The sequence below is a fragment of the Flavobacterium sp. genome, from assembly GCF_031381455.1.
Lineage (GTDB): Bacteria > Bacteroidota > Bacteroidia > Flavobacteriales > Flavobacteriaceae > Flavobacterium.
In genome coordinates this window covers 41,561-65,637 of the sequence record NZ_JANMXZ010000046.1, presented here as the reverse complement: position 1 = coordinate 65,637, position 24,077 = coordinate 41,561, and the positions used below count along the sequence as shown (strand labels likewise).

Annotated in this window: 17 protein-coding genes; 15 read left to right on the top strand and 2 right to left on the bottom strand. The window is 36.0% G+C overall.

Annotated elements, in window-relative coordinates; translation table 11 throughout:
- The first annotated feature begins 109 nt into the window (after positions 1-109).
- Positions 110-541, top strand: a complete 432-nt coding sequence (locus RMN97_RS11535; protein WP_309614675.1) for a TerB family tellurite resistance protein — start codon at positions 110-112, stop codon at positions 539-541.
- A 109-nt stretch (positions 542-650) separates the two neighbouring features.
- Here RMN97_RS11535 and fbp read toward each other — a convergent pair whose 3' ends face one another.
- A complete protein-coding gene (gene fbp / locus RMN97_RS11530; protein ID WP_309614674.1) occupies positions 651-1,658 on the bottom strand; it encodes a class 1 fructose-bisphosphatase in 1,008 nt (335 codons plus the stop codon).
- A gap of 107 nt (positions 1,659-1,765) precedes the next feature.
- Here fbp and RMN97_RS11525 point away from each other — a divergent pair, with 107 nt between their 5' ends.
- From RMN97_RS11525 to RMN97_RS11470, 12 genes are all read left to right on the top strand, one after another.
- Complete coding sequence (locus RMN97_RS11525; protein WP_309614673.1) at positions 1,766-2,266, top strand: GNAT family N-acetyltransferase; 501 nt, start codon at positions 1,766-1,768, stop codon at positions 2,264-2,266.
- A complete protein-coding gene (locus RMN97_RS11520) occupies positions 2,266-3,516 on the top strand; it encodes an aspartate kinase (RefSeq protein ID WP_309614672.1) in 1,251 nt (416 codons plus the stop codon). The genes RMN97_RS11525 and RMN97_RS11520 overlap by 1 nt, the downstream gene beginning before the upstream one ends.
- A 194-nt stretch (positions 3,517-3,710) precedes the next feature.
- Positions 3,711-7,118 (top strand): hypothetical protein, encoded by a 3,408-nt coding sequence (locus tag RMN97_RS11515; protein ID WP_309614671.1) that lies wholly within the window; start codon positions 3,711-3,713, stop codon positions 7,116-7,118.
- A gap of 65 nt (positions 7,119-7,183) precedes the next feature.
- Positions 7,184-7,696, top strand: a complete 513-nt coding sequence (locus tag RMN97_RS11510) for a hypothetical protein (protein WP_309614670.1) — start codon at positions 7,184-7,186, stop codon at positions 7,694-7,696.
- Positions 7,697-8,042: 346 nt separating this feature from the next.
- Positions 8,043-9,020 carry a ribonucleotide-diphosphate reductase subunit beta gene (locus tag RMN97_RS11505; RefSeq protein ID WP_309614669.1) on the top strand — a complete coding sequence of 326 codons (978 nt, stop codon included), beginning with the start codon at positions 8,043-8,045 and terminating at the stop codon, positions 9,018-9,020.
- Between the two features lie 225 nt (positions 9,021-9,245).
- Positions 9,246-11,666 carry a ribonucleoside-diphosphate reductase subunit alpha gene (locus RMN97_RS11500; RefSeq protein WP_309614668.1) on the top strand — a complete coding sequence of 807 codons (2,421 nt, stop codon included), beginning with the start codon at positions 9,246-9,248 and terminating at the stop codon, positions 11,664-11,666.
- Positions 11,667-11,857: 191 nt separating this feature from the next.
- A complete protein-coding gene (locus RMN97_RS11495) occupies positions 11,858-12,328 on the top strand; it encodes an RDD family protein (protein ID WP_309614667.1) in 471 nt (156 codons plus the stop codon).
- 9 nt (positions 12,329-12,337) lie between these two features.
- On the top strand, positions 12,338-12,562 hold the full coding sequence (locus tag RMN97_RS11490) for a hypothetical protein (protein ID WP_309614666.1): 225 nt from the start codon (positions 12,338-12,340) through the stop codon (positions 12,560-12,562).
- Between the two features lie 5 nt (positions 12,563-12,567).
- On the top strand, positions 12,568-13,053 hold the full coding sequence (locus RMN97_RS11485) for an RDD family protein (protein WP_309614665.1): 486 nt from the start codon (positions 12,568-12,570) through the stop codon (positions 13,051-13,053).
- Positions 13,054-13,065: 12 nt separating this feature from the next.
- The gene (locus RMN97_RS11480) at positions 13,066-13,515 is read left to right on the top strand and encodes a GNAT family N-acetyltransferase (RefSeq protein WP_309614664.1); all 450 of its coding nucleotides are present in this window, start codon (positions 13,066-13,068) and stop codon (positions 13,513-13,515) included.
- 19 nt (positions 13,516-13,534) lie between these two features.
- Complete coding sequence (locus RMN97_RS11475) at positions 13,535-14,287, top strand: hypothetical protein (protein ID WP_309614663.1); 753 nt, start codon at positions 13,535-13,537, stop codon at positions 14,285-14,287.
- A gap of 27 nt (positions 14,288-14,314) precedes the next feature.
- Positions 14,315-15,649, top strand: coding sequence for a deoxyguanosinetriphosphate triphosphohydrolase (locus RMN97_RS11470; RefSeq protein ID WP_309614662.1), 1,335 nt, complete (start codon positions 14,315-14,317; stop codon positions 15,647-15,649).
- 236 nt (positions 15,650-15,885) lie between these two features.
- On the opposite strand, the gene RMN97_RS11465 is transcribed toward RMN97_RS11470, so the two are convergent.
- Positions 15,886-17,697: a 1-deoxy-D-xylulose-5-phosphate synthase gene (locus RMN97_RS11465; RefSeq protein ID WP_309614661.1), complete on the bottom strand. Its 1,812-nt coding sequence runs from the start codon at positions 17,695-17,697 to the stop codon at positions 15,886-15,888.
- 37 nt (positions 17,698-17,734) lie between these two features.
- Here RMN97_RS11465 and RMN97_RS11460 point away from each other — a divergent pair, with 37 nt between their 5' ends.
- The gene (locus RMN97_RS11460) at positions 17,735-18,178 is read left to right on the top strand and encodes a nucleoside deaminase (RefSeq protein ID WP_309614660.1); all 444 of its coding nucleotides are present in this window, start codon (positions 17,735-17,737) and stop codon (positions 18,176-18,178) included.
- Positions 18,179-18,396: 218 nt separating this feature from the next.
- Complete coding sequence (locus RMN97_RS11455; RefSeq protein ID WP_309614659.1) at positions 18,397-24,072, top strand: MG2 domain-containing protein; 5,676 nt, start codon at positions 18,397-18,399, stop codon at positions 24,070-24,072.
- Positions 24,073-24,077: the final 5 nt, after the last annotated feature.

Genomic DNA, 24,077 nt, shown 5'->3' with positions numbered 1-24,077 from the left:
TTGTTTTGCTATAAAAAATAAACCCTAAAATCGATGAAAAACATTTTTGATTTCCATTTCCAAAAAAGGGGAAATTGAATTATATTTGCAACTTAAAACCAATAAGATTATGTCATTTTCAGATTTATTTGATAGCGAATTTAAAAGTAGAAATAAAGCTCATTTTTCAGCAATTGTGCGTGTAGCCATTGCCGATGGTGATTTGAGTAAAGAAGAAAAACTATTCTTAGATAAACTGGCTGTTCGTTTAGAAATTTCTTCGGCTGAATATGAAGAGATTTTAGAGACCCCTTTGAAATATCCGGTTAATCCGCCATATCTGCATTCACAACGTTTAGAGCGATTGTATGATTTGTCGAGAATGGTATATGTTGATCACGTTCTTGGACCAAAGCAAAAAGAAGTTTTAATCAAGTTTGCTTTGGCACTTGGATTTACTCCCGGAAATGTTTCTTTTATTGTTGATAAAGCGATGTCATTGTTGTTGTTACATGTAGATTTAGATACATTTGTTTACGAAATGACACATATGAATAAATAGTAGCTAAGTGACTGAGTCGCTAAGCTGCTAAGTAAAAAAGCCTGTATCACAACGATGCAGGCTTTTTTTATTTTTTTAAATTCTCAGCAACTTAGTTACTCAGTTACTTTTATTTGTATTTCGCCATAAACTCTTCAACCTTTTCCACCATATTATAACTTCCGCAGAAGAATGGAACACGTTGATGCAACTCTGTTGGCTGGATTTCCATAATTCTTCCAAAACCATCCGATGCTTTTCCGCCAGCTTGTTCTGCAATAAAAGCCATTGGATTGCATTCATATAATAAACGCAATTTCCCTTTTGGAGCCTTGGAACTTGTTGGATAAATATAAATTCCGCCTTTAATCATATTTCTGTGAATGTCGGAAACCAAACTTCCAATGTAACGCGAAGTATAAGGTCTGTCGCCTTCTTCTAGTTGACAATATTTTAAATAATCTTTTACGCCTTGTGGAAAATGAACATAGTTTCCTTCGTTGATAGAATAAATGTTTCCGTCTTTTGAAAATTGCATATTCGGGTGAGACAAATAAAAAGTTCCAATGGCTGGATTCAATGTAAAACCATTGACGCCATGACCGGTAGTATAAACTAACATTGTGGAAGTGCCATAAATAACATAGCCTGCAGCAACTTGTTGCGTGCCTGGTTGTAAAAAATCTGCTGACTTTACAGGAGTACCAATTGGGGTAACACGTCTAAAAACAGAAAAAATAGTTCCAACGGAAACATTTACATCAATATTTGAGGAACCATCAAGCGGATCCATTAAAACAACATATTTATTGCTGTGACTGTTGTCCGAACCTTCAACGGTTATGAATTCATCATTTTCTTCAGAGGCAATTCCGCACACAATTTCACGATTGATTAAGGTTTGGATAAAGACTTCATTGGCATAAACATCTAGTTTTTGCTGGTCTTCCCCTTGAATGTTTTGATCGCCTGCAGCGCCAACAATGTCCACCAAACCGGCTTTGTTTACTTTGTAGTTTACTACTTTGGCGGCTAATCTGATGGAATTGATAATTCGAGATAATTCTCCGGAAGAATATTTAAATTCTTCTTGTTTTTCAATGATAAATTCACCTAAGGTTTTGTTGCGTTCTTCCATTACGAAATCGTTGTAGTTGTTCGTGCAAATATCGATAAATTTGGCAAAGAAAAAATCTATTTCGCGAAGAAATTAATAATTGTATTTTTGTCGAAAATCTGATCCAAATGAACATTCGAAAAGGAGAAAAAAAAGATATGAAAGCTGTTCTTGAATTGATTCAGGAATTGGCCACTTTCGAAAAAGAGCCTGATGCTGTTGTGGTAACTGTTGCTGATTTAGAGCGTGATGGTTTTGGTGATTATCCGTTGTTTCATACTTTCGTTGCTGAGGTTGATGATGACTCGAGCGATAGCGAACAGGCGAAGCAAATAGTTGGAATTGCGCTGTATTATTATCGCTATTCGACTTGGAAAGGGAAAACCATTCATTTGGAGGATTTAATCGTCAAAGAAAAAATGCGCGGCTCCGGTTTGGGCTTTGCGTTGTATTCTAAAATTATTGAACAAGGAAAACTAGATAAGGTTCGCCGAATTGAATGGGCAGTTTTGGATTGGAATACACCAGCTATCGATTTCTATATCAAATCGGGCGCAAAAGTTTTAGATGATTGGCGCGTAGCGCAAATGGACGAAAACGGAATAAATGAATTTTTAAGTAAATTATAATGAGAATATTCAAATTTGGTGGGGCATCAGTAAAAGATGCTGATGGAATAAAAAATGTATTTAGTGTATTGGAAAAAGTAGGCCACGAGGACACGCTTTTGGTGATTTCTGCTATGGGAAAAACTACGAACGCATTAGAATTGGTCATCAAGAATTACTTTGAAAAATCAGGTGAACTGAATTCCTCTTTACAGGATGTTAGAAAGTACCACAATCAAATTTTATTGGATTTATTCGATGACGAAAATCACGATGTTTTTTATGCAGTGAACAGTCATTTTGCCGATTTAGAATATTTTATTCGAAGCAATAAATCGCCAAATTATAATTTTGTTTATGACCAAGTAGTGAGTTATGGAGAAATTGTTTCAACTACGATTGTAAGCCATTATTTCAATTACGCCGGTTTAAAAAACAATTGGATTGACGTTAGAAATTTCATCAAAACCGATGCTACGTATCGCGATGCCGAAGTTAATTGGGAAAAAACACAGCAGCTTATTTCAAAATGCGTTAAAAAGAAAGCACTCAACATTACGCAAGGATTTTTAGGTTCTGATGAAAATAATTTCACTACAACTTTGGGTCGTGAAGGTTCGGATTATACCGCTGCCATTTTTGCTTATTGCTTAAATGCCGAAAGCGTGACGATTTGGAAAGACGTTCCCGGGGTTTTGAATGCGGATCCAAGATATTTTGAAAATGCCGTTTTGCTGAATCAAATTTCGTATCGCGAAGCAATTGAATTGGCATTTTACGGAGCATCTGTAATTCACCCAAAAACATTGCAACCACTTCAAAAAAAGGAAATTCCACTATTTGTAAAATCATTTATCAATCCGTTATTGCCAGGAACAAGCGTTTCGAAAGGACAAGATTTAGAACCAAAAACGCCTTGTTTTATTGTAAAAAGAGATCAATTGTTGATTTCGTTATCGTCTATTGATTTCTCATTCATCATGGAAGAAAACATCAGCGAGATTTTTGCTTTGTTTCACCAATATAAAATAAAAGTAAGTCTGATTCAGAATTCTGCGATTAGTTTTTCAGTTTGTATTGAAGATAAATTTGGCAACTTTACCGATGTGAAAAACATACTTTCCAAAAAATTTAAAGTTGCCTATAACGAAAATGTATCGCTTTTCACTATCAGACATTTCACAAAAGAAGTTGCAGAAATGGTCGAAAAAGACAAAACCGTTTTACTAAAACAAATCTCAAGAGAAACAATGCAGATTGTGACGAAGTAGTAAAAAAGTCATATGAAATATAATAAGAAGATTAAAAAAGAATTAAATAGAAGATTAGAATTGTTATATTCAGGTAAAACTAGGTTGTTTTCTATTGAAGAAGTTAGACAAAGAATACATTAAATTAGATTGAAAAGTCTATAATTCGTTACTAATTTATACCTAAAACCAGCTTTTTTACGTTTATACTATGTATGTTAAAAAAACTTCTTTTATTGTTGGTTATTATCAGTTTTTCCAAGCTTTCGGCTCAGGAAATCAAGACCTTATATAACAGTAAAAAAGTTGCCGTTTCAAACGATACTATCGCCATTGAAAAAGTAAGCATCAGCCCGAGTTTCTTCAAATTACAAACTTCAGAAGGAAAAGAAATAGACACGAGTTTTTATAAAATCGATTTCAAAAAAGGCAAACTGTTTTTTAAAAACGGCTACACTTCACAAGATAGCTTGACAGTTCGCTATTTTAAATTCCCCGAGCAGTTAACCAAAACCTACAGCATTTATGACCAAGACAGAGTCGTTGCAAATGACGGCGGTTTGTACAAGGTCAATCGTTCTGTCAAAAAGTTTGTCCCGTTTGATGGTTTGAATACTTCAGGAAGCATCACTCGTGGCGTTACGATTGGGAACAATCAAAACGCTTCGGTAAGTTCTAATTTAGATTTGCAGATTACTGGAAAAATTTCGGATAAAGTATCGCTTCGTGCTTCGATTCAGGACTCTAATATTCCGCTTCAAGATAATGGATATTCCCAAAAGCTGGATGAGTTTGATCAAATATTCATTGAATTATTTACCGATAAATGGAACATTCGTGCAGGCGATTTATTTCTCGAAAACAGACAATCGAGATTCTTGAATTTCAACAAAAAAGTGCAAGGATTGTCCACGCGGTTTACTTTTGGAGGCGAAGAAAATAAGACCGATATTTTTGCTTCTGCGGCTTTGGTTCGTGGTCAATATGCCAAAAGTGCATTCACCGGGCAAGAAGGAAATCAAGGGCCATATAAACTTCGGGGCAACAATGGTGAATTATATGTTTTAGTAATTTCGGGTTCGGAGCGAGTTTATGTAAATGGAATCCTGAAAAAGCGTGGTGAAAACAATGATTATAGTATCGATTATAATGCCGGTGAAATAACGTTTACATCGCTTTTTCCGATAACTTCCGAAATGCGAATCGTTATCGAATACCAATATTCGGATAGAAATTACACTCGTTTTGTGACGTATGGTGGCGTTAATCACGAAGCAAAAAATTGGAGTTTAGGCGGTTATTTGTATTCTGAAAGTGACATGAAAAATCAACCATTGCAACAAAATTTAAGCGCTGAACAAGTCGCAATTTTGAGTAACGCCGGAGATAATATAAATCTGATGAATGCGCCGTCAGCCTATTTGGATTCGTATTCAGAAAATAAGATTTTATACAAAAAAATAACTGTTACAAGCGGAGAAGCTTTCGAATATTCGAACAATTCCACTGATGAATTATACAATGTCAGATTTACTTTGGTTGGCAATAACCTTGGGAATTACATCTTGACAAACTCTTCTGCTATTGGCAAAATTTACCAATATGTTGAACCAATTGCAGGTATTCCACAAGGAAATTATGAACCGATAACGCGATTGGTGGCACCAACAAAAATCCAGATTGCGACCGTTTTAGGAAAATACAATCCGAGTGAAAAAACTTCTGTTGATTTTGAAGTCGGAGTGAGTAATAACGATTTGAATTTATTTTCTGCGATTGATGATAACAATAATAAAGGCGTTGCGGGAAAACTGAATTTCAAGCAACGTTTGTTTTCCAAAAAGTGGCAAATTAATGCTTTTGGGAATTATCAATACGTGCAGGAAAATTTCAAAACAATCGAGCGTTTGTTTAATATTGAATTTAACCGCGATTGGAATTTGACCACGTTTGCAGGTAATCAGAGTTTATTAATTAACGGTTTGGATTTTGTCCTTCCGGAAAAAGGAAAGCTAACGTATCAGTTTGAAAAGTTGAATTTTTCAAAAAGTTTTACAGGAAATCGTCATATCATTAATGGCTTGTTCAAACTCAACAATTGGAATATTATTCAAAACAGCAGTTATCTAAAAAGTGACGGAACCTATTCGAATTCAACCTTTATTCGAAACAATTCACAAGTTAGATATAACTTTAAAAAGAATTGGATTGGCAGTAGTCTTCGATTGGAAAACAACAAAGAAAAAATAGTCGCCACACAGCAATTATCTTCTTTGAGTCAGCGTTTTACCGAATATGGCGCTTTTGTTGGTCGTGGAGACAGCACCAAAGTTTTTGTAGAATTGGGTTATTTGCAACGTGTGAATGACAGTTTGCAATCCCGAGATTTCGGGAGGTTTCTGCAAAGAGTGAACACCTCACAATCCTATTATTTGAAATCAAAATTAGTGCAAACCAAGAAAAGCGATTTGTCTTTGTTTGTTAATTACAGAAATCTGAAATATGTTGATGCTGCCAGAAAAAATGAGCCTTCACTAAATTCAAGATTGTTGTATAACGACAAATATTTTAACCAATTGATGCTCGTTACAACGGCGTATGAAACTACTTCAGGAACAATAGCACAACAGGAATTCACGTATCTTGAAGTCGAACCCGGACAAGGCGTTTATACTTGGATTGACTACAACGGCAACGGAATACAAGAATTGGAAGAATTTGAAGTGGCTGCTTTTTCGGATCAAGCTAAATATGTTAGGGTGTTTTTACCAAATCAGATTTTTGTCAAAACGCATCAAAATAAATTCTCGCAAGCGGTGACTTTAAACATGAGTCAATGGCAAAACGCATTAGGTTTCAAAAAGGTTTTGTCGCATTTTTATAACCAAACTTCCTTTTTAATTGAGCGAAAAATTAAACGAAACGGAGACAATTTCGATTTGAATCCGTTTTCAACTTCAGACGAAAATTTATTAGGATTGAACACCAGCTTTAGGAATAGTTTGTTTTTTAATCGGGGAAAACAGAAGCATTCTGTAACATATACATTTATCACTAACCGAATAAAAAATTTACTTTCTGTCGGTTCACAAGAAAACAAAAACAGTACAAACCAATTGCAATATGCGCATTTGGTTCAAAAAACATGGCTTTTTACTCTGGGAACAGAGACTTCGGAATCTGCTTTGACTTCTGAGAATTACAGCAGTAAAAATTATAAAGTCAATGGTTACCAGCTTAATCCGAAAATTTCTTATTTGTTCAACAAAAATGCGAGTTGGGATATTTTTTATGAATACCAAAACAAAGAAAATCAAATAGGCAATTCCGAAAAATTATTGCAAAATCGATTTGGGACTTCGTTTTCTTATGCCAGTGAAAAGAAGGTTACCATGAACGGAGAATTCTCTTTGTATCAAAATAAATTTGCTGGCGATGCGCAGTCAGCTGTGGCATTTCAAATGTTGGAAGGATTGCAACCCGGAAAAAATATGACTTGGCGATTGTTGCTGCAAAAAAATCTAACACAGTTTTTAGATATTAATATTAACTATCAAGGCAGAAAAACAGAAACCAGTCAAACTATTCACACAGGAAATATCCAATTAAGAGCACATTTTTAACCATATCATTTTTTTGTGTTGAAAAAATCATTAATTTTAATTTCAATTTAAAAATTTTGAAAGTCATGAAGAAACTAATTTTATTATGCATGGTATTTGTTTTCTCAAATACATTCTTTGCTCAAACAGCAACAGAGAAAAAAGCTAAAGCTAAAACCGAAAAAGCTAAAGCCAAAGCCAAAAAAGATGCCGCAGAAGCAAAAAAAGAAGTAAAAGAAAAAGCACCAAAAACAAAAAAAGACGGAACTCCGGACAAGCGTTTTAAAGATGCGGCAAAAGATTCGCCTAAACTTAAAAAAGACGGAACGCCAGACAAACGCTATTTGCCTAAAGAAAATAATGCTTCTGCAATGGGTCAAAAAAAATCCGCTGAAGGGAAAGCCAATGCAGCTACTAATAAGGCTGAAGCAAAAGCTAAGAAAGAAGTTAAAGAAAGAGCATCTAACGAAAAAGCACCAAAGACTCCGGACAAAGTAACCGGAACATATAAAGGTAAAAAAGTGTTCACTGGGCCAAGAGGAGGAAGATATTACATCAACTCTAATGGTAATAAAACCTATATTTCGGATGATAAATAAGAAATAAAGTAAACACTTTTCGAAGAGCGGTTTTTCTACTGGAAAACCGCTCTTTTTTTGTGCCAAAAAATTGCGTTTTCAGAAGGTGACTAAATGTTAAAATTTTACTATCAGAAAATTCGTAATTGTCTTTGTTTTAGGGCTTTTTGACTTTTTTATATTTTTTAAATAGCTGTAAATCAACAAAATAAAAAAAGTGCGTTATAAACACTTAATTGTTAAAAATGTTAAAAACTAGAGCGTATTGTGAATAAGTTTGACTTTCTTTTTACGTTTCATTTGACAATCTTTGTAACATACAGATTTTACTAAAAAATCATACAAATACTAAAAAGACAAATTCAAAATGGCCAGCATCGAACCAATTTTACAAGAAAACAAAAACCGCTTCGTGATTTTTCCAATAAAGCATCACGATATTTGGGATTGGTACAAAAAAATGGAAGCTAGTTTTTGGACTGCAGAAGAAATCGATTTGCACCAGGATTTGTCCGATTGGAATAACAAACTGAATGATGACGAGAAATATTTTGTCAAACATATTCTGGCATTTTTCGCCGCTTCTGATGGAATTGTAAATGAGAATTTAGCAGAGAATTTTGTAAACGAAGTGCAATATCCAGAAGCCAAATTTTTCTACGGTTTCCAAATCATGATGGAAAACATCCACAGCGAAACCTATTCGCTTTTGATAGATACTTACGTAAAAGACGAAGCCGAAAAAGCGCAACTTTTCAACGCATTGGAAGTGTTTCCAGCAATTAGAAAGAAAGCAGATTGGGCTTTAAAATGGATTGGTTCCGATTCGTTTGCTGAAAGATTAATCGCTTTTGCTGCTGTTGAAGGAATCTTTTTCTCAGGCGCATTTTGCTCTATTTACTGGTTGAAAAAGCGCGGTTTAATGCCAGGCTTGACCTTCTCTAATGAATTGATTTCACGTGACGAAGGTGTTCACTGTGATTTTGCGGTGCATTTACACAATCATCATTTGGTTCACAAAGTTTCCAAAACAAGAATTACAGAAATCATAACCGATGCTTTAGACATTGAGCGTGAGTTTATTACCGAGTCGCTTCCTGTGAGTTTGATTGGTATGAATGCTACGCTGATGACCCAATATTTAGAGTTTGTTGCCGACAGATTATTGGTAGAATTGGGTTGCAAAAGAGTATACAATTCATCGAATCCTTTTGATTTCATGGACATGATTTCATTACAAGGGAAAACCAATTTCTTCGAAAAACGTGTAGCCGAATACCAAAAAGCCGGAGTAATGAACACCGATTCAGAATCCGGAAAAATTAGTTTCGACGCTGATTTTTAATCTGACTTAGTTTTAGAATCATTCAAAATTTGAACCATTAAGAGATTAAGAAAATTAAGCCTTAATGAAACTTAATGCCTTAATGGTTTTAAAAAAGATATAATGAAAAGCTGGAAAAGGCTGTTAAAAGAAACTGAACTTTTCAATAAATCAGTACAAAACAAAACCTAACAAATAACCAAAAAACAGCGAAGGGATTTTCTGTTTTTAAAAACTGACAAGCTTATGTATGTAGTAAAAAGAGACGGACACAAAGAGCCAGTAATGTTCGACAAAATCACGGACAGAATTAAAAAATTATGTTACGGATTAAACGATTTGGTCGACGCAGTAAAAGTGACCATGCGTGTAATCGAAGGATTGTATGACGGCGTAACTACATCAGAACTTGACAACTTAGCTGCAGAAACTGCTGCTTCCATGACTATTGCACATCCGGATTATGCACAATTAGCAGCGCGTATTGCGATTTCTAACTTGCATAAAAACACCAATAAATCCTTCTCGGAAACCATGAAAGAAATGTACTTTTATGTAAATCCGAGAACAAATCAAAAAGCGCCATTATTATCTGAAGAAGTGCATGAAGCTATTCAGGCAAACGCAGAATTTTTAAATTCTCACATTATTTATAATCGTGATTTCAACTACGATTACTTTGGTTTCAAAACTTTAGAGCGTTCGTATTTGTTAAAAATTAACGGTAAAATTGTAGAGCGTCCACAACATATGTTGATGCGTGTGGCGGTTGGAATTCACTTAAACGACATGGAATCCGTAATCGAAACCTACGATTTGATGTCGAAAAAATTCTTTACGCATGCAACGCCAACCTTGTTTAACGCAGGAACGCCAAAACCACAAATGTCTTCATGTTTCTTGCTAACCATGAAAGACGACAGCATCGACGGAATTTACGATACGCTAAAACAAACGGCAAAAATCTCGCAATCAGCCGGTGGAATTGGATTATCAATCCATAACGTTCGCGCAACAGGTTCTTATATTCGTGGGACTAACGGAACGTCAAATGGAATTGTTCCGATGTTGCGAGTTTTCAATGATACGGCTCGTTATGTAGATCAAGGCGGCGGAAAACGTAAAGGAAGTTTTGCCATCTATTTAGAAACTTGGCATGCTGACATTTTCGAATTTTTGGATTTGAAAAAGAATACCGGAAAAGAAGAAATGCGTGCGCGTGATTTATTTTTCGCCATGTGGACATCCGATTTATTCATGAAACGTGTTCAAGAAGATACAACTTGGACATTGATGTGTCCAAATGAGTGTCCTGGATTGTGTGATGTTTACGGTGAAGAATTCGAAGCATTATATACTTCTTACGAAGCACAAAACAAAGGAAGAAAAACAATAAAAGCGCGTGAACTTTGGGAGAAAATCCTTGAATCACAAATAGAAACTGGAACGCCATACATGTTGTATAAAGATGCAGCAAACAGAAAATCAAACCAAAAGAATTTGGGAACTATTCGTTCGTCAAACCTTTGTACCGAAATCATGGAATATACTTCTGAAGACGAAATCGCAGTATGTAATTTAGCTTCTATTTCGTTACCAATGTTTATTGAAAACGGTGAATTCAACCATCAATTGTTATACAACGTAACAAAACGTGTAACCAGAAACTTGAACAGAGTAATCGACAGAAATTATTATCCTGTACAGGAAGCCGAAAACTCTAACCTTCGTCACCGTCCGGTTGGATTGGGTGTACAAGGTTTAGCTGATGCATTCATTTTGTTGAGAATGCCATTCACCAGTGATGAAGCTAAAAAATTGAACCAGGAAATTTTCGAAACCTTATACTTCGCAGCAGTTACGGCTTCAATGGAAGAAGCCAAAGTCGAAGGACCATATTCGACTTTCAAAGGTTCACCAATTTCAGAAGGAGAATTCCAACACAATCTTTGGAACATCAAAGACGAGGAACTTTCCGGCCGTTGGGATTGGAAAGCGTTGAGAAAAGAGGTAATGAAGCATGGCGTTAGAAACTCATTGTTGGTTGCGCCAATGCCAACAGCTTCTACATCACAAATTTTAGGAAACAATGAAGCGTTTGAACCATATACTTCAAACATTTATACACGTCGTGTATTGTCTGGTGAATTCATTGTAGTAAACAAACATTTACTGGAAGATTTAGTAAAACGTGGGCTTTGGACTGAAGATTTGAAACAACAATTGATGCGTAACAATGGTTCGGTTCAGGATTTGGATATTCCACAAGACTTGAAAGATTTGTACAAAACGGTTTGGGAAATGTCGATGAAAGATATTATCGATATGTCGCGTCACAGAGGGTATTTCATTGACCAATCACAATCGTTGAACTTGTTTATGCAAGATGCGAATTACGCGAAACTAACGTCGATGCATTTTTATGCATGGCAAAGTGGCTTGAAAACCGGAATGTACTATTTGAGAACCAAAGCTGCGGTTGACGCAATCAAGTTCACCTTGAACAACGATAAAAAAGCAGAACCAACAGCACAGCTTGCAGAACCAGTAGCCGTTGAGGTTGTAGCGCCAAACGAAACAGGTGAAATGACCTCCGAAGATTTCAAAGCAATGATAGAACAAGCTCGAAATGCAGGCCCGGATGATTGCGAAATGTGTGGGTCTTAAAAAAGGAAAATAGAATAAAGAACAAAGAGTAAAGAAAAACAGCTGTCATTGATAGCTGTTTTTTTAGTATTTTTAGGAGCTATTTCCCGCTATCCGTTGCAATCTGTCATTGCGAGGAACGAAGCAATCTCATCATGATTGTCGAACGCAATGTCAGGATTTCCACTACTATCGGGGCTATTTATATTAAAATGAAAGACTTTGTAATTCCGAAATATATCTACGCGACCAAAAATACAAGAGCTATCAATTTTATTATTGATATCATTATCATTAAACTCCTTACATCTGTTGTTTTGATAATTATTGATAATATTAAACAAGAATATTCGCTGATGTCTTGGTATGATTCTCTTGATGTTTATGAATTGTATCTATTTAGTTCAGCGACAATGTTTGTTTATTATTTTCTGACCGAGAATTTTCTCTCTCGCTCATTATCTAAATTTATTACTAATACGATTGTCATTAAAGATGATGGGACAAAACCCAATACAATAGATATATTAGCACGAAGCGTATTGCGAATTATCCCTTTTGAATATTTTACTTTTTTGAGAGGAAGAAAACCTGGAATGCATGATGAATATTCTAATACCTTTGTAGTTCAAAAAAATAAATTCAAAAAAAGCATCAAAGAATTTAATGAGATGCTAAACTAAAAAAATATTATGTCAAAAGATAAAAAAGGAGTGTACACAGGAATCATCGAAAAGGATAAAGACGGCAATTATTTTTGCGGCGAATACCTATTGGATTATAAATACACCGAAGCCGGTTTCAAACTTGGTGACGAAATCAACATCAAAACCGTGATTGCCAATCCAAGTGATAAAAGCTATAATCTATACCCAAAAAAATCAAGAAATTTCTTTTTGGCAAACCAAAAGGAATAACCATTATGGAAGAAAAAAACAAAAAACAATTTATGGTAACAGAAGAAATTTTGGCATCGCATAGCCAGCGTTTTCTCAACTTACTGATGGATTATATTGCACAATTGTTCCTATTTATAATCGCATTTACGATAGCGGTCACCATCGCCGAGACTAATGGAAATAAAGAATTCGCGGCGAATTTTGTAAAAAATGACATTGCACAATACACTTTTGTTGCTTGTATATCTTTGGTGTATTACAATGTTTTTGAAATTTTCTTCGCCAGAACTGTCGGCAAGTTTATAACACAAACCATAGTGGTAGATGAAAATGGCGAAAAACCAAATAACGAAAGAATTTTAGTGCGTACGCTTTGTCGGTTGATTCCGTTTGAAATACTTTCTTTTTTGGGAATGCCGGCGAGAGGATGGCATGATAGTATTTCGAAAACCTATGTGGTCAATAAGAATTTATTAGACGAGAAAAAGAAACAGTTTTATTCTTTATAAAATTAATAAATCATGATTTCCATTCAAAAAACTACTTCTGACAATCCCGATTTTAAGCATCTTACACGACTTTTCGATGAATACCTAGTTGATATTGACGGCGATGAAAAAGATTTTTTTGCACAATTCAACCAAATTTATCTTGACTATGTTATTGTGTATTATGAAAACGAAATTGCTATTGGTTGTGGTGCATTTAAGGAATATGAACCAAAAGTTGCCGAAATTAAAAGAATGTTTGTTTTACCCGAACAACGCGGAAAAGGAATCGCCGTTTCGATTTTAAAAGAATTAGAAATTTGGGCAAAAGCATCAGGTTATCAATACACAATGTTAGAAACATCGGTCCGACTTGAAAGCGCGATTGCTTTGTATAAAAAATCAGGATATAAAGTCATTCCGAATTATGGGCAGTATATTGGCGTGGCAAGCAGTGTTTGTATGAAGAAAAGCATAAAATAAAACCTAACAAATTAACCTATTGAAGCATTTACCCAAAATAAATCTTTTTTATTGGACACTAATTATTAGTGCTAATACTTTGGGCGAAACTGCCGGAGATTTAATCTCACAAACGTTTAATTTGGGGTATGGCGGCGGAACAATAACATTGATTACCTTTTTCCTGATTGCGTTGCTGATTTCTATTTATTCAAAAAATCAAAAACCACCTTTATATTGGACAGTAATAACGCTTGCAAGCACTGCCGGGACAACAATTTCCGACTATTTAACAAGAACATTATTTAGAGATAATTTAGGATATACTGAGCAGCAAGGCTATTTATTTGGCACAATTTTGCTAATTTTTGCTTTGGGGTTAACGTTTATTATTTGGAAAACTAATGTTAAGTCAAATACAGTTGAAACCGGTCTAAACAAAACAACCGAGTTTTTGTATTGGGTAGCTATTTTAACTTCGAGTACATTAGGAACGGCGTTTGGAGATATGCTAGCACATAATACGCCATTGGGTTTTGACGGAGGAACATTATTATTATCCGCACTACTCGCATTGGTAGTTGGATTAGTATATTTGACAAAAATATCAAGAGAGTTTCTATACTGGACGGCAATCATACTGACGCACCCAATTGGAGCAACGATGGGAGATTATTTGACAAAACCTGAAGGAATGAATCTAGGAAATATAAACGCAAGCTTGGTTTTAGTTGTTGTATTTATAGTAGTAATTGTGATGGGACAATTTACTAAAAAGAAACAACTGAATTAAAAACAACAACAATAAACCACAAACAATATGAACTGGGAACAACTTTTATCACTAAAACGTCAAGGCGACACCAGCAAACGGTTACGTATTGAACAAGATGATACGCGTCTCGGCTTTGAAGTGGATTATGACAGAATTATCTTTTCGTCGGCGTTTCGAAGTTTACAGGATAAAACACAGGTAATTCCGCTTTCTAAAACCGATTTTGTACATACGCGTTTGACACACAGTTTGGAAGTTTCCGTTGTTGGTCGTTCCATTGGAAGATTGGTTGGGAAAAAAATCCTTGAAAAGTATCCGCATTTGCAGGAAATCCATGGTTTTCATATGAACGATTTTGGCGCCATCGTTGCCGCGGCTTCGTTAGCACACGATATTGGAAATCCACCATTCGGACATTCAGGAGAAAAAGCGATTGGTGAATATTTCTCTATTGGAAATGGTAAACAATACAAAGACCAATTAACCGATAAACAATGGCAGGATTTAATCGATTTTGAAGGCAATGCCAATGGTTTTTCCGTGCTTTCAAGTTCGCGTCCCGGAATTGAAGGAAGTCTGCGTTTGACCTATGCGGTTTTGGGTGCGTTTATGAAATATCCAAAAGAAAGTTTGCCCAAAAAACCAACAAAAAACATCTCGGATAAAAAATATGGTTTCTTTCAATCGGACAAGGATTTCTTTAAAGAAGTTGCAGAAGAATTGGGAATGATTTCCAACAAAATCGGAAACGATATTGGTTACGAGCGTCATCCGTTAGCTTTTTTAGTTGAAGCTGCCGATGATATTTGTTACACCATTATTGATTTTGAAGATGGAATAAATCTAGGTTTGGTTTCCGAAGATTTTGCATTGGAATATTTAATCAAATTGGTAAAAGACACGATTGATACAGCAAAATATCAAACTTTAACAACGAAGGAAGACCGAATTAGTTATTTGCGTGCGTTAGCTATTGGGAACCTAATCAATGATGCAGTAAGAGTATTTATAGAAAATGAAGAAGCGATTTTAAAGGGACAATTCCATTTTGCCTTAACTGATAAAAGCAAGTACAAAGCGCAAATGGATGACATAATCAAGTTGAGCGTAAAGAATATTTATCAGAGTCGCGAAGTAATTGAAAAGGAACTTTCGGGTTACCAAATCATCAATAATTTACTCGATAAATTCATCACGGCTTACAACAACAATCACGAAGGAAAAGCCACGAATTACGATAAATTGCTATTGAAAATCTTACCGGAAAAACATCATTTGGAAAAAGAAACTTTATACGAAAGATTACTTCACATTTGCCATTTCATCTCCATGCTTACCGATGGAAAAGCGGTGCTTTATAACAAGATTGTAACAGCTTAATGAATACTTTTTTGGCCTTAGAATCTGCCAGGCGAGTGTCAATTAATTGAAAAATCCGTAAAAAGAAAAGCTGTTTGAGCGAAGCGAGTTCTTTTCTTTTAGGATTTAAAATTAAAATTGACCGCCGAAGATTCCAAGCCTTGATTTTTTGTTTCTTTTGCATCAAGGCAAAAGAAAAATAGCATTATCGCATTGGAAAGTGTTTTAATTATAGGGTATGAAAGCATTGCAACTCCTTAATCTTCGTCTTCCTCTTCTTCTTCAAGCAAACCGGAGAAAAGCGATCGTAAACCATCCACATCTATGTTGCAGAATTGCTGGAGTTCATCAACGGTTCCGTGTTCTATAAAATAATCGGGAACACCGCAAAGGAAGATTTCGTTAACGTAATCATTTTTAGCCGAAAATTCTAAAACAGCACTCCCAAAACCACCAGTTGTTACACCATCTTCGACTGTGATAATGGTTGAAAATTTATCACAGATTTTGTGCAGTTTCTTTTCGTCTAACGGTTTTACAAAACCAAAATGGTAATGCGCAAAATGACCTTCATCTTCAATGCCGTTTAATGCTTGAGTTACGTTATCGGCAATAGTTCCTGTAGATAGAATAGCAACATTTTTACCTTTTTTAAGTTTTTTGGATTTTCCTATTTCTATCTTTTGAAAATCAGTTGGTCCCGAAGCTTCGGGATTCCAATTGGCATTTTTTCCTCTTCCACGCGGATAACGAATCGCAATTGGATTTTTTAATCCCAACGAAGCCGTGTATAAAATATTCTGCAATTCCATTTCATCTTTTGGCGCATAAATAATCATATTCGGAATGCAGCGCAAATAGGCTAAATCAAAAACGCCGTGATGTGTAGCGCCATCTTCGCCAACCAATCCGGCGCGGTCTAAACAGAAAATCACCGGTAAATTTTGTAATGCCACATCATGTATGACTTGATCGTAAGCACGTTGTAAAAATGTTGAATAAATATTGCAAAAAACAACCATGCCTTGCGTTGCCATTCCGGCCGAAAGTGTCACTGCATGTTGTTCTGCAATACCAACATCAATAGCTCTTTTTGGAAACGCCTCCATCATAAATTTCATTGAACTTCCACTAGGCATTGCTGGTGTGATGCCGATAATCTTTGGATTATTTTTAGCTAATTCGACCAGAGTCAAACCAAATACATCCTGAAATTTCGGCGGTAAATTATCTTCTGATTTTTTATGGATTTCACCGGTCGCAGCATCAAATTTTCCCGGAGCGTGATATTTTACCTGATCGTCTTCGGCTTGTTGTAAACCTTTCCCTTTAGTCGTAACTATGTGCAAAAATTTTGGCCCTTTTACTTTTTTCAAACGTTCCAATTCCTTGATTAAACCAACAATATCATGACCATCAATTGGGCCGGAATAATCAATGTTCAACGACTTAATTATATTGTTTTGCTTCGGGTTTTTTCCTTCTTTGACTGCTGTCAGATAGTTTTTCAACGCACCAACACTTGGGTCAATTCCAATGGCATTATCATTTAGAACGATTAACAAATTTGCATCCGTTACGCCTGCATGATTCAATCCTTCAAAGGCCATTCCGCTGGCTATGGAAGCATCACCCACCACCGCAATATGATGTTTGTTTTCGCCTTTGAGTTGTGAAGCAATTGCCATTCCCAAAGCTGCCGAAATAGATGTAGAAGAATGCCCAACGCCAAATGTATCATAAACACTTTCACTGCGTTTTGGAAATCCTGAAATTCCACCAAGTTGTCGGTTGCTATCAAATTTTTTTCTGCGTTCGGTTAAGATTTTATGACCATAAGCCTGATGGCCAACATCCCAAACAAGCAAATCATTTGGCGTATCAAAAACATAATGCAAAGCAATCGTTAATTCGACAACACCAAGCGATGCGCCAAGATGGCCTTCTTTTACCGAAACGATGTCAATTATAAATTCGCGCAATTCTTTTGCCAGTTGAGGCAATTGCGAAAGTTCTAATTTTCGTAAATCAGTTGGATTGACAATATGTTCGAGCAATTTTTTTGACATGCGACAAATGTACGAATTGAAATTGTATTTTTGTTTTATGGAAAACCCTTTCACCGACGACTATTTTATGAAGAAAGCTTTGCAAGAAGCTGAACTCGCTTTTGAAAAAGGTGAAATTCCCGTTGGCGCCGTAATTGTAATCGATAATAAAATCATTGCTAGAACCCACAATCTTACCGAAATGCTCAATGATGTTACGGCTCATGCCGAAATGCAAGCCATTACTTCAGCTGCGAATTTCATTGGCGGGAAATACTTAAAAGGATGCACACTTTATGTAACTATCGAACCTTGTCAGATGTGTGCTGGTGCTTTGTACTGGACTCAGATTTCAAAAATAGTTTTTGGGGCTTCAGATGACCAACGCGGTTACCAAAATTTAGGCACTGCCATTCATCCAAAAACTCAGGTAATTCAAGGTGTTTTAGCTAAAGAATGCTCGGATTTAATGTTACGTTTTTTTGCGGAAAGAAGAAAATGAAAGCTAAAAAAGCCTCCCAAAAATACTTGACTGCCACTGGCAGTTCTCCTCTTAATATCAAATGCTTTTTTGCTTCCAAAAGAAAATAATTTTACAGGAAAAATATTCCCAAATAATATTTTTTATTTCAGATAATATTTCGATACATTTAACGTTATATAGCTAATTGAGGAAAATCACTCAAGGAATAAGTTCTAACAAATAATTCTTTTACAACCATGAAAACCAACAAGATTTTCGGCTTGTTCGTTGCAATTTTTTTATTGCAATCCTGTACTAAAAAATCGGCTTCCGATTTTGATTCAGATTACGCTCTTTACAAAGACTACATTACAGGATTTTCATCAGGTTTCGTTTCGGTCAATTCCGATTTTAGGGTGCAGTTGGCCTTTAACAAAAGCGATTGGAAACCCAATCAGGAATTAGACGATGATTTATTCGACATTTCACCAAACGTAAGCGGAAAAGTTGTAGCACTTTCCAGCAACACCATTGCTTTTATTCCAAAAGATAAATTGGATCAAAATACGTTGTATCAAATCACTTTACATCTTTCAGACATTACCAATAAAGTTCCGAAAGAATTAAAGGATTTCAATTTTTCGGTAAAAACAATCAAGCAGGACTTTATTGTCAATACACAGGATTTGCAGTCCTATAGCAAAGATTGGTATTACCTAAACGGAACCATAAAAACTGCCGATAATCTTAGTTTTGAAGAAGCTAAAAAAATCATTGAAGCATCCCAAAATGACAAAGATTTAAAGATAAAATTTGACAAAGCGACCAGCACAAGCACTGAATTCAAATTCATGATTGATAGCATTCAGCGTTTTCCGGAAGATTCTAAAGTAAACATCAAATGGGATGGCGATGATGTAGATATTGATCAAAAAGGAAAAGCCGAATTCCCAGTTCCAGGGAAGAACCAATTTAAAGTATTGACCATTCAGGTTGGAGATACCAATAACCAATCGGTGCTGATTAATTTTTCTGATCCATTAAAAAAAGACCAGGATTTCAAAGGATTAGTGTCTATTGAAAATACGAGTAACCTGAAGTTTTCCACCATGGGAAATGTTTTAAAAGTATTTTACGACAAAGATCCGGTTAAGTCAAAAGTTGACAATGGAGCTTCGAATCAGTCGGTGGCCGTTGAAGCTGTTGTTGATACTGCAGCAGTTGCTGTTGATTCTACAATGGCTGTAGTAAATGAACCCGGAATTACCCAAGTAGCAGCGGCTATTGAACAATCATTTACGGGTAGTAAATTGGTTGAGGTTTTTCAGGGAATTGAAAGCATCGATGGTTATAAAATGAAAAACAACTATTCTGAAAAATTGATGTTTGACCAAATAAAACCAGGCATAAAATTATTAAAAAGTGGAACTATTTTGCCAAGTTCCAACAATTTAAAAATCAATTTTGAAGCAGCGAATCTGAATGCGGTTGATGTAAAAATCTATAAAATCTACAAAAATAACATCATGCAGTTTTTGCAGGATAATGAAATCAATGGCACTAGAAATTTAAGACAAGTAAGTCAAGCTGTAGCCAAATCGACTATTCAATTAAAACAAAATAATATATTGGATTACACAAAATGGAATACCTATGCTTTAGATATTTCAAAAATTATAAAACCGGAACCGGGGGCAATATATCGTGTTGAGTTCTCTTATAAAAAGAAATATTCCTTGTATAAATGCGAGACATCAACAGCAACTTCAGAAGATAACAGTGAGAGCGAAGATGCTGAAGAAGAAAACGAAGACGATGTTAACTACAGCGGTAGTGACTATGATGACTATTATTATGAAAGAGATTACGATTGGAGAGAAAGCGAAAATCCATGCACCGATTATTATTATTACAATACCAAAATCGGAACCAACGTTCTTGCTACCGATTTAGGCGTTATTGCCAAAAGAGGAACAGACAAATCGGTTGTCATTGCGGTTAGCAATATCGTTTCTACGGATGCTGTTTCCGGTGCTTGTGTTGATTTATATAATTACCAACAGCAAAAAATTGCCACATCATCAACTGATGGTGACGGAATGGTTTCGTTTCAGTTGGAAAAATTTGCTTATTTCGCGATAGTAACAAAAGGAGACCAAAGCAGTTACGTGAAATTAGATGACGAGCTTTCGTTGTCGGTTAGTAATTTTGACGTTTCTGGAGAGACTTTACAAAAAGGATTAAAAGGCTATTTGTATGGTGAACGCGGTGTTTGGCGTCCGGGCGATACCCTATTTTTGTCTTTTATTTTGAATGACAATGCTAATAAATTGCCTACATCGCATCCCGTAAAATTGAAACTGAATGATCCACACGGAAAAACAGTGTATCAATCGGTTCAAAAACTGAATGAACTTAATCATTACAAATTTGTAGTACCAACGCAAGACAATGCACCAACAGGAAATTGGGAAGCAGTTGTAAGTATTGGTGGAGCTCGTTTTTATAAAAGCATAAAGATTGAAACGATTAAACCAAATCGTTTGAAAATTAAAAACAGTTTCAACGAACCTATTCTTTCGGCAAGCAAAAATAATGTGAATAACATTCAGGTTTTATGGCTTCATGGTGCTGTGGGTAAAGATTTAAAAACCGAAGTGCAGGCCAAATTCTTCCAGCAGTCGACCACTTTTAAAGGCTATGACAAATATATTTTTGATGATCCAACAAGAAGTTTTTCTACAGAAGAGGTTAATATTTTCTCCGGAAAAGTTGATGGAAATGGACGCGTTTCCATTCCGATTAAACCAAACATTCAAGGGCAAGCACCGGGAATGTTGCGTACTGCGTTCATAACAAAAGTTTATGAAAATGGTGGCGATGTAAGTACAGATGTGGCTTCAATTACCTATTCTCCATACAAAACTTATGTCGGAGTAAAATCGCCTGAGCCAAATAAATACGGCATGATTGAAACTGGAAAAAACAACCGTTTTGATATTGTAACTGTTGGCGAAAACGGAAAACCAAAATCGGTTAAAAATATAGAAGTCCGTGTTTATAAGTTAGAATCACGTTGGTGGTGGGATGCATCCAATGATGATTTGTCGAATTATAATACATCAAATTCAACCATTGCCTATAAAAATTTTGTAGTTACTACCGATTATTCAGGAAAAGCAAATATTTCTTTCTCAGTGAGAAATGAAGAATGGGGGAATTATTTAATTCGGGTTTCTGATCCAACCGATGGTCATGCCACAGGAACAAAAGTGTATATAGATGAACCCTATTGGTCAGCAGAAGCCAGAACCGGTAATGGAGAATCGGCTACGATGTTGCGATTTTCTACCGATAAAACCAACTATGCGGTTGGAGATAAAGCCAAAATATTCTTCCCGTCAAGCGAAGGAGGAAGAGCTTTAATTTCTATTGAAAACGGGACGAAAGTGGTGAAAACACTTTGGGCGCAAACCAAAAAAGGAGAAACTACGGTTGAACTTCCAATCACTGGCGATATGGCTCCGAATGTGTACATCAATATTTCACTTCTACAACCGCATGCTTCGACAAAAAACGATTCGCCAATCAGAATGTACGGCATCGTTCCAATTGAAGTGGTTGATAAAAATACGGTTCTTGAACCACAACTTACCATGCCTGATGTGCTTCGTCCGGAGCAAACAGTGAATGTAAAAGTCTCCGAAAAACACGGCAAAAAAATGACGTATACCATTGCCGTTGTTGATGAAGGTCTGTTGGATTTGACTCGCTTTAAAACGCCAAATGCCTGGGATAGTTTTTATACTCGTGAAGCTTTGGGTGTGCGTACCTGGGATATTTATGATCAGGTGATTGGTGCTTATGGCGGAAAAGTAAATCAGGTTTTCAGTATTGGTGGTGATGCCGATTCCGGTGGCGGAAAAGCTAAAAAAGCCAATCGTTTCAAACCAGTTGTACTTTATTATGGGCCATTCGAATTGGGCAAGGGCGAAAACAAAAACACCAAAATTACGTTGCCTAAATACATTGGCTCTGTTCGTACAATGGTCGTTGCCGCAGATGCTGAAACCAGTGCCTATGGAATGGCAGAAAAAGCAACGCAGGTTAGAAGTCCATTGATGGTATTGGCGTCGTTGCCAAGAAAAATTTCGCCATCAGAAAAAGTGACTATTCCGGTTACGTTGTTTGCGACTGAAAAACAAATCAAAAATGTAACACTTCAAATCAAGTCAAATAGCGCTGTTAAAGTAGTTGGAAGAACTACACAAAAAGTGACTTTCACAGAACCAGATGAGAAAATGGCATACTTCAATTTAGAGGTTGGAAGTGTTACCGGTATTGGTAAAATAGATATTATTGCGACTTCAGGAAAAGAAAAATCAACCTATACTGTAGAGATTGATGTGACCAATCCAAATCCGGTAACGAATGCGTATTCTGACATTATGATTGAACCAAATAGTTTCAAAACGATTACATGGAAAACCTTTGGTGTAACCGGAAGCAACAAAGCCGGAATCGAAGTTTCATCGGTTCCAACGGTAGATTTTGGACGCAGATTGAACTATTTAATTCAGTATCCTCACGGTTGTGTTGAGCAAACGACATCGTCTGTTTTTCCACAACTGTATCTTACCGATGTGATGGATTTGGATGCCGTTCGCAAACAAAATATTCAACAAAATGTAACTGCCGGAATCCAAAAACTTGGTAATTTCCAATTACCAAATGGAGGTTTCTCTTATTGGCAAGGCAACTCCCAAGCTGATGATTGGGGAAGTTCTTATGCCGGACACTTCCTGATTGAAGCCGAGAAAAAAGGCTATGTTTTACCAATTAGTTTCAAATCAAAATGGATTTCTTACCAAGGAAAAATGGCAAAACAATGGCGTTTTGAAAAAGATTATTTCAATGATATTGCGCAGGCTTACCGATTGTATACACTGGCACTGGCAGGTTCGGCAGATTTAGCTTCCATGAACAGATTGCGTGAAACGGTAGGAATTTCTAACGAAAGCAAACTTAGATTGGCTGCTGCCTATGCTTTGGTAAAACAAAATGCCGCTGGATTGGCATTATTGAGTAAATCATTTATCGATGAGCAAAATTACGATGATAGTTATTATTACTATTATTATGGTTCGGCCGACAGAAATAGAGCAATGGCATTGGAAACTTTGATTCTCTTGGGGCAAAAACAGCAAGCCTTTGCCATGGCAACCAAATTGGCTAAGAATATGTCAAGCGACAAATGGATGAGCACACAAACAACCGCTTATGGTTTGTATGCGATGTCAAAATTTGCCAAATCTAACGGAAGTAAAGGTGTTTCGGTTCAATATTCAAATGGAGGAAAACCCGTAATCATCAATACGAACAAAACAGTAGCGCAACGAAATTTGATTGTAAAAAAAGGCGGAAATGCTATTACAATTAAGAACAACAAAAATAATACGCTTTTTGTTCGTGTTTTAAATAGCGGAATTTTACCTGTTGGAAGTGAAAAAGTGATGCAAAATAATTTATCTGCCAGTGTAGTTTTCAAAAACAGAAAAGGAAATCCAATCACTGTTACCAAAATCGCTCAGGGAACCGAATTCTATGCCGAAGTAACCTTGACAAACCGCAAAAATGAGTGGATTGATAATGTTGCTTTGTCGCAAATTCTGCCTTCCGGATTTGAAATTGTAAATACACGTTACACCGATTTTGGTGATGCAACCAGCAATGTAGCCGATTATATTGATATTCGTGATGACAGAGCCAATTACTACTTTGGTCTGAAAGCTAACGAAACACGCAAATTCAAAATTCTGTTGAACGCATCGTATTTGGGTAAATATTATTTACCTGGATTGCAATGCGAAGCCATGTATGACAACGACTTTTTGGCAAGAACTAAAGGGCAATGGGTTGAGGTTGTGAAGTAAATTTA

Bases quoted from the DNA above. Each gene is read 5' to 3' on its own strand.
- RMN97_RS11500 (WP_309614668.1), top strand. From the start codon at position 9,246: ATGTATGTAGTAAAAAGAGACGGACACAAAGAGCCAGTAATGTTCGAC.
- RMN97_RS11510 (WP_309614670.1), top strand. From the start codon at position 7,184: ATGAAGAAACTAATTTTATTATGCATGGTATTTGTTTTCTCAAATACA.
- RMN97_RS11460 (WP_309614660.1), top strand. From the start codon at position 17,735: ATGGAAAACCCTTTCACCGACGACTATTTTATGAAGAAAGCTTTGCAA.
- RMN97_RS11455 (WP_309614659.1), top strand. From the start codon at position 18,397: ATGAAAACCAACAAGATTTTCGGCTTGTTCGTTGCAATTTTTTTATTG.
- RMN97_RS11535 (WP_309614675.1), top strand. From the start codon at position 110: ATGTCATTTTCAGATTTATTTGATAGCGAATTTAAAAGTAGAAATAAA.
- RMN97_RS11515 (WP_309614671.1), top strand. From the start codon at position 3,711: ATGTTAAAAAAACTTCTTTTATTGTTGGTTATTATCAGTTTTTCCAAG.
- RMN97_RS11525 (WP_309614673.1), top strand. From the start codon at position 1,766: ATGAACATTCGAAAAGGAGAAAAAAAAGATATGAAAGCTGTTCTTGAA.
- RMN97_RS11485 (WP_309614665.1), top strand. From the start codon at position 12,568: ATGGAAGAAAAAAACAAAAAACAATTTATGGTAACAGAAGAAATTTTG.
- RMN97_RS11505 (WP_309614669.1), top strand. From the start codon at position 8,043: ATGGCCAGCATCGAACCAATTTTACAAGAAAACAAAAACCGCTTCGTG.
- RMN97_RS11495 (WP_309614667.1), top strand. From the start codon at position 11,858: ATGAAAGACTTTGTAATTCCGAAATATATCTACGCGACCAAAAATACA.
- RMN97_RS11480 (WP_309614664.1), top strand. From the start codon at position 13,066: ATGATTTCCATTCAAAAAACTACTTCTGACAATCCCGATTTTAAGCAT.
- RMN97_RS11520 (WP_309614672.1), top strand. From the start codon at position 2,266: ATGAGAATATTCAAATTTGGTGGGGCATCAGTAAAAGATGCTGATGGA.
- RMN97_RS11465 (WP_309614661.1), bottom strand. From the start codon at position 17,697: ATGTCAAAAAAATTGCTCGAACATATTGTCAATCCAACTGATTTACGA.
- RMN97_RS11470 (WP_309614662.1), top strand. From the start codon at position 14,315: ATGAACTGGGAACAACTTTTATCACTAAAACGTCAAGGCGACACCAGC.
- RMN97_RS11490 (WP_309614666.1), top strand. From the start codon at position 12,338: ATGTCAAAAGATAAAAAAGGAGTGTACACAGGAATCATCGAAAAGGAT.
- fbp (WP_309614674.1), bottom strand. From the start codon at position 1,658: ATGGAAGAACGCAACAAAACCTTAGGTGAATTTATCATTGAAAAACAA.